The organism is Mycobacterium sp., assembly GCF_044342925.1.
Classification (GTDB): Bacteria; Actinomycetota; Actinomycetes; order Mycobacteriales; family Mycobacteriaceae; genus Mycobacterium.
On record NZ_JBIIOV010000103.1, the window covers coordinates 1 to 12,239 of the forward strand.

The window sequence follows — 12,239 nt, forward strand, 5'->3', positions numbered from 1 at the left end:
GTCGTACGCAGCGGTGTGCAGGTGGCAGTGGTGATCGGCGGCGGCAACTTCTTCCGCGGCGCTCAACTGCAACAGCGGGGGATGGAACGAACCCGATCCGACTACATGGGCATGCTCGGCACCGTGATGAACAGCCTTGCACTGCAAGACTTCTTGGAGAAGGAGGGCATCGTCACCCGGGTGCAGACGGCCATCACCATGGGCCAGGTCGCCGAGCCTTATCTGCCCCTGCGGGCCCGCAGGCATCTGGAGAAGGGGCGCGTGGTCATCTTCGGCGCCGGGATGGGCCTCCCGTACTTCTCCACCGACACCACCGCCGCGCAGCGGGCACTGGAGATCGGCGCCGAGGTGGTGTTGATGGCCAAAGCGGTCGACGGCGTGTTCACCGACGATCCCCGGCACAACCCCGAGGCGGAGATGCTCACCGAGATCAGCCACCGCGAGGTCCTGGAGCGTGAGCTGCGGGTGGCCGACGCGACCGCCTTCAGTCTCTGCATGGACAACGGAATGCCGATTCTGGTCTTCAACTTGCTGACAAGTGGCAATATCGCCCGAGCGGTCGCTGGTGAGAAGATCGGAACATTGGTTACCACCGAAGCGACGCAGTGACCGACAGCGACGCAGTGACCGACAGCGACGCAGTGACCGACAGCGATGAGGAGGAGTGGCGCGCATGCCGGTGACGACGATGCAGAGCGCAGCGATGAGGAGGAGTGGCGCCTTTGATTGACGAAGCTCTCTTCGACGCCGAGGAGAAGATGGAGAAGGCCGTCGCGGTCGCTCGGGACGACCTGTCGTCCATTCGCACCGGGCGGGCGAACCCCGGGATGTTCTCCCGGGTCGTCGTCGACTATTACGGCACGCCCACGCCGATCACCCAGATGTCGAGCATCAACGTGCCCGAAGCCCGGATGGTCGTGATCAAGCCCTATGAGGCCGGCCAGTTGCGCGCCATCGAAGACGCCATCCGCAACTCCGACCTGGGCGTCAACCCCACCAACGACGGCAACATCATCCGGGTGTCCATCCCGCAGCTCACCGAGGAGCGGCGGCGCGACCTGGTCAAACAGGCCAAGGGCAAGGGCGAGGACGCGAAGGTGTCGGTGCGCAACATCCGCCGGCGCGCCATGGAGGAACTGCACCGCATCAAGAAGGACGGCGAGGCCGGGGAGGACGACGTCAGCCGGGCCGAGAAGGACCTCGACAAGGCGACGGCGCAGTACGTCCACCAGATCGACGAACTCGTCAAGCACAAAGAAGGCGAGTTGCTGGAGGTCTGACGACCCTCTGGCGGCACACACCCGACGTGGCAGACGACGAATCCGGCGGCATCGACCAGGCCGCACCCCAACCGAAGACTTCCAGGGCCGGACGCAACCTGCCCGCCGCCATCGGGGTCAGCCTGCTGCTCGGCGGCAGTGTCATCGGCACGCTGCTCTTCGCCCCGCGCGGATGGCTGGTGCTGCTGTCGGTGGCGATGGCGGTGGCGACCGTCGAGGTGGTCAAGCGGCTTCGCGAGGCGGGGTATTCGATACCGCTGATCCCGCTGGTCGTCGGCGGACAGGCGATGATCTGGTTAACCTGGCCGTTCGGTCCCGCGGGCGCACTGGGCGCCTACGGCGGGACGGTGCTGATCTGCCTGATCTGGCGGCTGCTGAGTCAGGGTTTGCAGAGTCAGCCGGTCAACTACCTGCGCGATGTCGCCGTGACCATCTTCCTGGCGACGTGGATACCCCTGTTCGGGGCCTTCGGGGCGCTGCTGGTGTATCCCGACCCTCGCGAGGGTGCACCCCGGGTGTTCGCGTTCATGCTCAGCGTGGTGTTCTCCGACATCGGCGGTTACGCCGCCGGCGTGCTGTTCGGCAAGCACCGCATGGTCCCGGCGATCAGCCCGAAGAAGTCCTGGGAGGGGCTGGCCGGCTCGCTGATCTGCGGCACCACCGCCGCTGTGCTGGCCGTGGTCTTCGTGATGCACAAGCCGTGGTGGGTGGGTGTCCCGCTGGGCATCATGCTGGTCGTCACCGCCACCCTGGGCGATCTGGTCGAGTCGCAGTTCAAACGGGATCTCGGCATCAAGGACATGGGCACGCTGCTGCCGGGCCACGGCGGCCTGATGGACCGCATCGACGGCGCGCTGCCGTCTGCGGTGGCCACCTGGATCGTGCTCAGCCTGCTGGCCACCTGAACGGTGATACTGGAGGCGTGACAAAGGACCTGGTCTTCGAGGCGCCCCGGCGCGGCCTGCCGCCCCGGCACTTCGCCGACCTCGATCCGGCTGAGCGCGCCGCCGCGGTCGCCGCACTGGGTCTGCCCGCATTCCGCGCCAAGCAATTGGCGGCCCAGTACTACGGCCGGCTGGTCGCCGACCCCCGGCAGATGACCGATCTGCCGGCGGCCATCCGCGACACCGTCGCCGACGCCCTGTTCCCGCCGCTGCTGTCCGTGGTGCGCCAGGTCGAATGCGACTCCGGCGACACCCGCAAGACGCTGTGGCGCGGCAACGACGGAGCCACGTTCGAGTCGGTGCTCATGCGCTACCCGGACCGCAACACCGTCTGCATCTCCTCGCAGGCGGGCTGCGGCATGGCCTGCCCGTTCTGCGCCACCGGCCAGGGCGGGCTCACCCGCAATCTGAGCACCGCCGAGATCGTCGAGCAGGTGCGCTCGGCGGCCGCGGCTCTGCACGACGAACGCGGCGAGCGGTTGTCCAACGTGGTCTTCATGGGCATGGGCGAGCCGCTGGCGAACTATGCCCGGGTACTGGCCGCCGTCACCCGCATCACCGCCGCCCCGCCGGACGGGTTCGGCATCTCGGCCCGCTCGGTGACGGTCTCCACCGTGGGCCTGGCGCCGGCCATCCGCAAGCTCGCCGACGAACATCTGGGCGTGACCCTGGCGCTGTCGCTGCACACCCCCGACGACGAACTGCGCGACACCCTGGTGCCGGTGAACTCAAGATGGAAGGTGCACGAAGTCCTTGATGCCGCCCGCTACTACGGGCAGTCGACCGGGCGACGGGTATCCATCGAGTACGCCCTGATCCGCGACGTCAACGATCAGCCGTGGCGGGCCGATCTGCTGGGCAAGAAGCTACGTCAGGCGCTCGGGCCGCTGGCCCACGTCAACCTCATCCCGCTCAACCCGACGCCGGGCAGCCAGTGGGATGCCAGCCCCAAGCCGGCCGAACGGGAGTTCGTCAAACGGGTACGCGCACAAGGGGTGACGTGCACGGTCCGGGACACCCGCGGCCGGGAGATCGCGGCCGCGTGCGGGCAGTTGGCCGCGGGCGGCTAACGCAGCAGGCCGCGACCCCGCATCACGATGTCGCGCACCATGACGATCGCGATCGCCGCGGCGAAGGCGATCAGGAAAAAGTCTTCGACGTGGCCTTTGTGATTGCCGTGCAGCATGCCCAGCAGGAAAAGGATCACGAAGGTGCCGAAGGCGTACCAGGTACGCGGGGTCAGCTTGCTCCAGCCCCACGCCGCCGACGGCACTTCAGCGGGATCGACATCCGCGTAACGCTCCACCTCGGTCTTGGCCATTGTGGCTCCTGTCTCTCAGCTGCCGACATTCTGGCACATCAACCTCGTCCGATCAGCCCGTACCGACGCAGTGCCTCGACGCGTTCGGCCGCGTGGTCCACGATCGGCTCGGGATAGGCCGCCGGCCGGCCGCCCTTGAGCCGGTGGATCGCGGCACCGGTGTTGTCCGGACCTGCGAGTTCGGGGACCCAGCGCCGCACGTAGTCGCCGGCCGGGTCGAACTTTTCGCCCTGGCTGGTCGGGTTGAACACCCGGAAGTACGGCGCGGCGTCGGTTCCCGTCCCGGCGCACCACTGCCAGCCGTGCTGGTTGCTGGCCACGTCGGCGTCCACCAGTTGCTCGGTGAACCAGCGTGCACCCCACTGCCAGGGCAGGTGCAGATCTTTGACCAGGAATGACGCCACGATCATCCGCACCCGGTTATGCATGAACCCGGTCTCACGAAGTTGGCGCATCCCGGCGTCGACGATCGGGTAGCCGGTCCGGCCCTGCTTCCACGCCTCGAACAACGCCTGCGCCGACAGCCCGGTGTCGACCTCGATGGTGTCGAACGTGGGGTTCCAGTTGCGCCAGGCGCTGGCCGGCCACTCGTGCAGGACCGCGGCGTAGAAGTCCCGGAACGCCAGCTCCCGCAAGTAGGCGGCGGCGCCGGCGTCACGCACGTCGAGGTCGGCCGCCATGGTGCGCGGATGAATCGTGCCGAACTTCAGGTGCGCCGACATCCGGCTCGTGCCGGGCTTGTCGGGCCGGTCGCGGTCGCCGCCGTAGCCGCTGACGCGTTCTGAGAGGAACTCGGCCCACCGCTGACGCGCCGCCGTCTCGCCGGCCGGCATGTCCAGCACCGCGCCCGGATCGGGCGGTTCGACGGCGTCCGGCAGACCCGGCACCCCGTCGGGGTCGATCCAGTCGGCGGTCGACGGCCCGGACGACGCCGGCGCGCGCCAGCCGACCTCGCGCCAACGCCGGAAGAACGGGGTGAACACCTTGTACGGGGTGCCGTCGTCCTTAGTGACGCGGCCCGGCGACACCAGGTACGGCGAGCCTGTCGCGACCACCGAAACACCTGCCGCCGCAAGCGTTTCGGTGACCGCGGCGTCCCGGCGCGCACCGAACGGACTGAAGTCGGCGGAGATGTGCACCGCCGTGGCGTCCACCGCCGAGCAGATCCGGGGCAAGACGTCCTCCGGGCGGCCGCGGGTGACCAGCAGGCGTCCGTCCAACGCCGTCTGCAACTCGCGCAGGCAATCCCCGAGGAACTGCAACCGCCGCGGGCCGCTCGAGGCTTCCAGCCGCGGGTCCAGCACGAAGCAGGCCAGGACGCCGGAGCTGTCGGTGGCCTCCAGCAGCGGCGGCAGGTCGCGCAGGCGAAGGTCGCGGCGCAACCACAGAACATTGGGCATGCGCCTATGCTGCCCGGTTCCCGAATCTCTCCGGCCACGGGGCCGAGGCGTTGCGCCGGCTCCGCAATTCCGCCACGCCGAGGTATCTGCGCAGCCCACTCACGGCCAGCCCGACACCGGAGCCGACCAGCAGGCTTACGAGCACTCCCGGCAAGGGGTGGCCGAACAGCGGGTAGATCTGGAAGTGCGTCAGATAGGTGTACAACGAGCCCTGCGCGAGGATGCCGGCGCCGAGAGCGACCGGTGCCGGGCAGCGCACCGCCGGCAGCCAGATCAACAGCAGCAGGCCGGCCGCCACGAGCGTTTCGCGTCCGCCGTTACCGAAGTATCCCCAGGTACCGATCAGCAGGACAGCCGACAGGGCGATGCGCTGCCGGATCGTGTCGGCCTTGGCTGCGGCCCATCCCACGGCGAAGAACCAGAACGCCAGCAGGGTGAACCAGGACTCGCGGCCCGGCGCGTCGTAGCGCAGGGCCAGGCCCAGAGCCACAAATCCCATCGCGAACCCGAACGGCCAGCGGCGTTCGAGGCGGTCGATCGCCGGCACCCGGCCTAGCGCCGCCAGCGCCAACAACGTCCAGACCAGCACCTCGATGAACCACATGCGGCCGGCGGTCATGCTGTCTGCCGGTCCGATGATCTTCTGCAGGAACACCAGATTCGACGGGGCATAGTCCCCGGCGAAGGCCATGACGACGGCGATCCACAGCGCCGACGGGACGGCGATCCACCCGACGGTCCTGATGATCCGGGCCAGCCGCTCCCGGCGCGGAGTGCGCCCCAGGCAGAACTGCGCGAAATTGAATCCGGCGACGGCCAACAGGATGTGCGCCCCGCCCCACAGCGTGTACAGACCGGCGTGGGAGCCGACGATCAACACGATCGCCACGGCCCGCAACGCCGCCCCGGTGTCGACGACGGCTCCCCGGCGCCGGCCGGTCCGGCGGCCCGCCGCCTCCAACTCGCCGACGGTGAGCGCCGGCCAGCGCGACGGCAGAACACCCAGGAGTCGCTCCAGGCGCACCGACGCCATCACGTAGGACAACGACGTGCCGCCCAGGTCCACGAAACTGCGGTCCGCGGTGACCTCTTCCGGGTCGATCTGCAATACCTCGGCGAACACCCGCCGCACGTCCGAACCGGTTTGCGCGTCGGTGGGCCCGCGCAGTGTGTGCCCGCTGATCTGTCGCAGCCCCGCGTAGTCCGGCTTCCCGGAGGGCAGTACCGGAAGCTCGGGAAGGCACAGGGCCCGCACCGCGTGGGTCGGCAGTCCGGCCGCGTTCGCGGTGCGCCGGCGCAGTTCGCGCTCGTCGCCGGTGATTCCGGCGGCGGCCACCACCAGCTGACCGTCCGCCTCGGTACACATCGCCGGTGAACCCGCAGCGGCGACCGCCGACTCGACGCGCTGCAGATCGATCCGCAGCCCGTAGAGCTTGGCGAATCTGCTTAAACGTCCGACGATCTGATAGATGCCGTCGCCGACATGACGAGCGACGTCGCCGGTGTGCAGCGCCGCCAGCGTGCTTCCGGTGGCTAGATCGGCAGCCGATCGGGCGTAGCCCATCATCACGTTGGGTCCGCGGTAGACCAGTTCGCCCACGTCCGGTTCGGCCCAATCCTCAAGCGGCGCAAGCTCGAAGGAACCGCCGGGGATCGCCCGGCCGATGGCCTCGGGGTGCTCGAGCGCCTTCTCCGCGGGCAGGCAGGCCATCCGGGCGGTGGCCTCCGTGGCGCCGTACATGACGACGAAGTCGAAACCGCGCCGGCTGCCGAGCCGGGCGTAACGGCGCACCAGTTCGGGCTTCAGCCGGCCGCCGGCCTGGGTGATGCAGCGCAGGGTCGGCAGATCCATACCGGCGAACCCCGCGCGCTCCAGCAGCTCGAAGGTGTACGGCACCCCGGCGAAACTGGTTGCGCCGTAACGACGGAACAGATCCCAGAACCCCTCGTCGGTGACCGACCTGTCGGTCAGGATCAGCGCCGCGCCCACCGAGAGGTGACTGTGGACCACAGAGGCGCCGTAGCAGTACGACAGCGGCAGGGTCGTCGCGGCGCGATCGGTGGCGGAGATCCCGAGGCTCTCGGCGATCGCGGCGGCGTTGGAACGCAGATTCGCGGCGGAGAGCCGCACCACCTTCGGCGAACCGGTGCTGCCCGAGGTGCTTGCCAGCAGAGTCAGATCCGGGTGCAGCTGGTGCGTCGGCCGCCCCGTGATGTGTTCGGCGTGCCCGCGGGAGACGACCACATCGGGGCGATAGGCCGCCGTGAGTGCCGCGTGGTCCCGACCGCGCGGCACCGGCAGGACGACATGGCCGCCGGCGAGCGAACCGAGGTAGGCCTCCAGGGTCGGCAGGGTGTTGTCGGTCTCGATCACGACCACTTTGCGGCCGCGGCCGAGACTGGCGGCGAAGGCCTCCGCTCGGTGGGCCAGCGCGCGGTAGGTCAGCGTCTCGTGCTCGGTGGCCACCGCGAGACGGTCGGAGAAGCCGGCGAGTCGCTCGAGAAGCTCACCCACGCCCGCTCCCGAAAACCACCCCTTCACCGACGACGGCGACCCGGACTGTCGCGTGCGGCGAAGGGGCGTCAAAGCTGTTCTGCCGTGCGGTCACCGTGGTTCCGATGTCGATGCTCAAGACGACATCGCCACCGAGGAATTCGCAGCCGACGACCAGACCGGTCCCGCTGCCCTGATCGCCGTCGGTGACAGCGCTGGCGTGCAGTTGCTCGGGCCGAAGCATCAACGTCCCGGGTCCGTCGGCGGACGTGGGCACCGGCACCCGGCCCAGTGCACACTCGGCGACACCGTCAGAGACCGAACACTCCAGGAAGACGCAATCTCCGAGGAATTCGGCGGTGGCGCGGTTCTTCGGCCTGAGATAGACCTCCTGCGGAGATCCGACCTGGGTGAAATGCCCGTCGAGCATCACCGCAACCTGGTCGGCGATCGACAGCGCCTCCTGCTGGTCATGGGTGACCAGCAGCGTCGTGACAGCGGCCTCCTTCAGCGTCCGCGCCACCGCGTTGCGGGTGGTGGCGCGCAGTCGCGCGTCCAGGGAGCTGAACGGCTCGTCGAGCAGCATCAGTGCCGGCCGGCGGGCCAGTGCCCGGGCCAGGGCCACCCGCTGTTGCTGACCGCCGGACAACTCATCGGGCCGCCGCCCGGCCAGATCGCTGTCGAGGGAGACCGTTTCCAGCAGCCGGCGCACCTGCTCCCGCACCGCCCCGTTACGTGCGCCGCCCAGGCCGTAGGCGATGTTCTGGCCGACGGTCATATGCGGGAAGAGTGCGCCGTCCTGGGTGACGTAACCGACCCCGCGCTTATGCGGCGCCAGGGCGCGCCCGGGGGAGGACACGGTCGCCCCGGCGATCGCCACGGTGCCGCTGTCAGGTGTCTCGAACCCGGCGATGATCCGCAGCAGCGTGGTCTTGCCGCAGCCCGACGGGCCCACCACCGCGGTGGTCCCGCCGTTGGCGATGTCGAGATCCAGATCGTCGATCACCGCAGTGTCCGCGAACGACTTCGTCAGCGAGCGGATGGCCACCATGTGCGCCGTCGTCGGTGGCATCGTCGTAGTCAGCGTCACAGTGCGCTGACCGCTCTGGTGGACTGCCGGAAAAGCAGCATGGTGACCGGCAGCGTCAACACCACCATGATCGCGGCGTGCGGTGCCGCCGCCGCGTAATCCAGTTCACTGGCCAGCGACCAGAACCGCATGGACAACGTCCGGGTACCGGTCGGCGCGAGCAGCAGCGTGGCGGTCAGTTCGGTTGCCACCGCGACGAACACCATCGCCGCCCCCGCCGCGGCGGCCGGAGCGGTGAGCCGCAGCGTCACCCGGGCGAAGGTCGCCGCCGGGGTGGCGCCCAGCGACTGTGACGCGTCCTCCAGGCCGGTGGGTACCTGTGCCAGCCCCGCCCGCAGGCTGACCGTCGCACGGGGGATGAACATCAGCACATACGCGCCCACCAGTAGTGCGACGGTCTGGTAGAGCGGGGGAGCTATCCGGATGGCGACCGTCACCAGCGCCAGCGCCGTCACGATGCCGGGCAGCGAGCTGGTCACGAAGTTGGCTCCTTCGATCAGTCGGCCGGCCACGCCGTGATTGCGCACCGCCACCCAGGCGATCGGGTATGCCAGCGCAACGGCGGCCAGTGCGCCCAAGGCCGCCAGTCCGGCGGTCTGGACGAGGGCGGAGCCGATGTCGTCGACCAGCCAGACGTCGGGTCCGCCGATCCACAGCCACCGGGTGAGCGCTCCCACCGGAACGCCGATCGCCAGGGCGGACACCACGATCAGCACACCCAGACCGGCCGCGCGCGCCCGGCCGAGCCGCAGCGGCGTCGTCGGACGCGGTGCTCCCGATCCGATCCTGGCGAACCGATTACCGCCGCGTACCGACACCTCGGCCAGCAGCATCAACAGGCACAGCATCACCAGGACACCGGCCAGCATCGAGCCGGCCGTGCCGTCGAACGTGGACTGGAACTGCTCGACGATGGCGGTGGTGAAGGTGTTGAACCGCAGCATGGCGAAAGCGCCGTACTCGGCTAGCAGGTGCACGCCGATCAACAGCGAGCCGCCCAGGATGGCCAGCCGCAACTGCGGCAGCACCACGCGGGTGAACACCGCCGCCGGAGCCGAGCCGAGGCTGCGGGCCGACTCTTCCAGGGCGGGGTCGAGCCGCCGCAGCGTGGCCGCCACCGGGAGGTAGACGAACGGAAAATAGGACAGTGTGGTCACCAGCACTGCCGCCGGGAACCCGTACAGGGACGGTGCCACGCTGACCCAGGCGTAGGAGTTGACGAAGGCCGGAACGGCCAGCGGCGCTACCAGCAGAGGTCGCCACACGGCGCGTCCGGGCACATCGGTGCGCTCGACGAGCCAGGCCGCGCCAACCCCGATCAGCACACACGCCGGCACCGTCACGATCACCAGGCCGACGGTGTTCAGCAGGAGTTCGGCTACCCGGGGCCGGATCAGCAGGGCACCGGCCCGGGCCGGGCCGGTGCTCACGAAGGCCCACGTCACGTATCCGAGCGGAATGAGCGACGCCGCCGCGAGCAGCACCGCGGCCGTCAGTACCGCTGATCCGGCCGGTCGGCCGGAGGTGCCCGCCGGGTGAGTGGTCAGCAATCGGCTGGTCACCTACAACAGGCCCGCGCGGGTCATCAGTTCGGTCACTGCGGCGGAGTCAAGAGCCGACGGGTTGACCGCGGGAGCCTGCAGTTGATCGAGAGGCACCAGTGCGCTGTTGGCGGCGACGCCGCTGCCCACCGGGTACTCGAACGAGGTCCCATCCCGCAGGATCTGCTGGCCGCGCTCCCCGGAGATGAACCGGATGAACTGCTGAGCCTCAGCGGATCTCTTGCTGGAGGCCAGCACGCCGCCGCCGGACACACTGACGAACGCGCCCGGGTCCTCGTTCTTGAAGTAGTGCAACCTGGTGTTGGCGCTCATGTCCTTGGTCTTGGCCTGATCGCGGTACCAGTAGTAGTGGTAGATCACGCCGCCGGCCACCTGGCCGTCGTTCACCGCGCGCAACGTGGCGATGTTGTCGTTGTAGATCACGGCATTGGTCTCCATGCCCGCAAGCCACTGCTGGGCCGCGGGCTTGCCGCGTAATTCGAGCAGGGCGGCGACGATGGCCTGGAAGTCGGCTTTGGCCGGCGGTGCCCCCCAGCGGCCTCGCCACCCGGGATTTTGGAGATCGAGCAGCGACTTCGGCAGTTGACCGGCATCCAGCTTGGCTGGGTTGTAGACGAACACGGTGCTGCGGGCGGCCACCCCTACCCAGGCGTTGCTGGCCGGCCGGTACTGCGCGGGCACCTGTCCGACCGTCGCCGAGTCGATATCGGCGAGCAGACCGGCGCGCTCGACCGCGGCGACGGCCGGGGAGTTCTCGGTCAGGAACACATCTGCCGGAGACGCCCCGCCTTCAGCGATGATCTGATTACCGAGTTCGGTGTCCCCGCCCTGGCGGTAGCGGACCTTGATCCCGGTCTCCTGGGTGAACGCGTCGATCCATTCCTTGGCCAGCGATTCGTGCTGGGCGTTGTAGATCAGCAGTTCAGCCTGATCGGCGCCGGAGCATGACACGGTGGCGGCGACAGTGGTCGCCGCGACCAGGACGGCCATGGCTTGGCGTAGTCCGCGGAATCGCACGGCAGGGCTCCCTTTACTCGCGACGTTAGTGAGGATTGCCTAACCATACCTGTCGCTGTGGGTGCGAAGCGATGCGCGTCGGCGCCTCCTGCGTCCGGGCAAGAAGGAACCGGCCAGGGGGCGCGAAGGAGAGGCACGCCGCCCTGGCCGGTTATGAGTGCTGCGCCTAGCGGCCTTAGCTGGCCGGGGGCAGCAGCACCGAATCGATGAGGTACACCGTCGCGTTGGTGGTCTGGATGCCGCCGCAGACCACGTTGGCGTTGTTGACCATCAGGTGATCACCGCTGCCGCTGACCGTCAGGTCGGCACCGTTGACCGTCTTGTGCGTGCCCACCACCTGATCGGGACCGGCCTGGCCGGCGACCACGTGGTAGGTGAGGATCGACGACAGCAGGTTGGCGTCGGTCTTGAGCTTGTCCAGCGTGGCCGCGTCGATCTTGGCGAACGCGTCGTTGGTGGGTGCGAACACGGTGAACTGTCCGCCGTTGAGGGTGTTGACCAGGTTTACCTGCGGGTTGAGCCCGCCGGACAGCGCCGCGGCCAGGGTGGTCAGCACCGGGGAGTTCGCGGCGGCGGTGGCCACCGGAACCTTGGCCAGCTCGCCCACCGAGCCGGGCCCCATCGGAAACTGCTGGGCGTAGGCGGCGCAGCCGGGTCCAACCAGGTGGACGTCGGCGGCGGCGGTCGGGGACATGATGAGCGCAAATCCGAGCGCGGCGGCTGCCAGGCCGGCGGCCGGGGCGGCCTTCGTGATGGTGGTCATAGTGATCCTTTCGAGGTTCAGATACATAGGGTCATTCGTTGCCGACCCTCAGTCGGACTGACGTGGTGACGCCATTCCGCGCTGGCTCGGCCGGTGGAACGCGGAGACACGTGGCGGGCTTCTGCCGCACGTGGTCCGCGTTCCCCGCTTTGCCGCTACGGCGTGGGAGTGGTGGCCGGTGCCGCGGGCGGCATCAGCACGGTGTCGATGAGGTAGAGCGTCGCGTTGGCGGTCTTGATGCCGCCGCAGACCACGCCCGCATCGTTGACCTTCAGGTCGTCGCCGGAGCCGGTGACCTGCACGGACTCACCCTGCACCGTCTTGTGGTCGCCGACGACGGCCGACGGATCAGCCTGACCCGAGACCAC

General features: G+C 69.0%; 12 protein-coding genes. 4 read left to right on the forward strand and 8 right to left on the reverse strand.

Annotated elements, in window-relative coordinates:
- The 4 genes from pyrH to rlmN form a co-directional block, all read left to right on the forward strand.
- The coding region (gene pyrH, locus ADBZ6I_RS11680) for a UMP kinase (protein WP_526383963.1) at positions 1 to 609 on the forward strand (609 nt) is incomplete at its 5' end.
- Between the two features lie 113 nt (positions 610 to 722).
- The gene (frr, locus tag ADBZ6I_RS11685; protein ID WP_313675044.1) at positions 723 to 1,280 is read left to right on the forward strand and encodes a ribosome recycling factor; all 558 of its coding nucleotides are present in this window, start codon (positions 723 to 725) and stop codon (positions 1,278 to 1,280) included.
- A gap of 26 nt (positions 1,281 to 1,306) precedes the next feature.
- Positions 1,307 to 2,185: a phosphatidate cytidylyltransferase gene (locus tag ADBZ6I_RS11690; RefSeq protein ID WP_526383965.1), complete on the forward strand. Its 879-nt coding sequence runs from the start codon at positions 1,307 to 1,309 to the stop codon at positions 2,183 to 2,185.
- 17 nt (positions 2,186 to 2,202) lie between these two features.
- Positions 2,203 to 3,294 (forward strand): dual-specificity RNA methyltransferase RlmN, encoded by a 1,092-nt coding sequence (gene rlmN, locus ADBZ6I_RS11695; RefSeq protein WP_526383967.1) that lies wholly within the window; start codon positions 2,203 to 2,205, stop codon positions 3,292 to 3,294.
- Here rlmN and ADBZ6I_RS11700 read toward each other — a convergent pair.
- The 8 genes from ADBZ6I_RS11700 to ADBZ6I_RS11735 all read right to left on the reverse strand — a co-directional run.
- Entirely contained in the window at positions 3,291 to 3,545 is a 255-nt protein-coding gene (locus ADBZ6I_RS11700) for a DUF2631 domain-containing protein (protein WP_526383969.1), read from the reverse strand. The genes rlmN and ADBZ6I_RS11700 overlap by 4 nt on opposite strands.
- Before the next feature lie 38 nt (positions 3,546 to 3,583).
- Positions 3,584 to 4,945 (reverse strand): cryptochrome/photolyase family protein, encoded by a 1,362-nt coding sequence (locus tag ADBZ6I_RS11705; protein WP_526383971.1) that lies wholly within the window; start codon positions 4,943 to 4,945, stop codon positions 3,584 to 3,586.
- Positions 4,946 to 4,949: 4 nt separating this feature from the next.
- Entirely contained in the window at positions 4,950 to 7,460 is a 2,511-nt protein-coding gene (locus ADBZ6I_RS11710; protein WP_526383973.1) for an AMP-binding protein, read from the reverse strand.
- On the reverse strand, positions 7,453 to 8,511 hold the full coding sequence (locus ADBZ6I_RS11715) for an ABC transporter ATP-binding protein (RefSeq protein ID WP_526383975.1): 1,059 nt from the start codon (positions 8,509 to 8,511) through the stop codon (positions 7,453 to 7,455). Before ADBZ6I_RS11715 ends, ADBZ6I_RS11710 begins: the two co-directional genes overlap by 8 nt.
- Before the next feature lie 14 nt (positions 8,512 to 8,525).
- Positions 8,526 to 10,091 carry an ABC transporter permease gene (locus tag ADBZ6I_RS11720; RefSeq protein ID WP_526383977.1) on the reverse strand — a complete coding sequence of 522 codons (1,566 nt, stop codon included), beginning with the start codon at positions 10,089 to 10,091 and terminating at the stop codon, positions 8,526 to 8,528.
- Positions 10,092 to 11,081: an iron ABC transporter substrate-binding protein gene (locus ADBZ6I_RS11725; protein WP_526383984.1), complete on the reverse strand. Its 990-nt coding sequence runs from the start codon at positions 11,079 to 11,081 to the stop codon at positions 10,092 to 10,094.
- A 202-nt stretch (positions 11,082 to 11,283) separates the two neighbouring features.
- Positions 11,284 to 11,871 (reverse strand): fasciclin domain-containing protein, encoded by a 588-nt coding sequence (locus tag ADBZ6I_RS11730; protein WP_526383979.1) that lies wholly within the window; start codon positions 11,869 to 11,871, stop codon positions 11,284 to 11,286.
- Positions 11,872 to 12,026: 155 nt separating this feature from the next.
- The coding region (locus tag ADBZ6I_RS11735) for a fasciclin domain-containing protein (RefSeq protein WP_526383981.1) at positions 12,027 to 12,239 on the reverse strand (213 nt) is incomplete at its 5' end.

Excerpts from the sequence above, each read along its gene's own strand:
- ADBZ6I_RS11700 (WP_526383969.1), bottom strand. The coding sequence starts at position 3,545 with ATGGCCAAGACCGAGGTGGAGCGTTACGCGGATGTCGATCCCGCTGAA.
- ADBZ6I_RS11705 (WP_526383971.1), bottom strand. The coding sequence starts at position 4,945 with ATGCCCAATGTTCTGTGGTTGCGCCGCGACCTTCGCCTGCGCGACCTG.
- ADBZ6I_RS11715 (WP_526383975.1), bottom strand. The coding sequence starts at position 8,511 with ATGCCACCGACGACGGCGCACATGGTGGCCATCCGCTCGCTGACGAAG.
- ADBZ6I_RS11725 (WP_526383984.1), bottom strand. The coding sequence starts at position 11,081 with ATGGCCGTCCTGGTCGCGGCGACCACTGTCGCCGCCACCGTGTCATGC.
- ADBZ6I_RS11730 (WP_526383979.1), bottom strand. The coding sequence starts at position 11,871 with ATGACCACCATCACGAAGGCCGCCCCGGCCGCCGGCCTGGCAGCCGCC.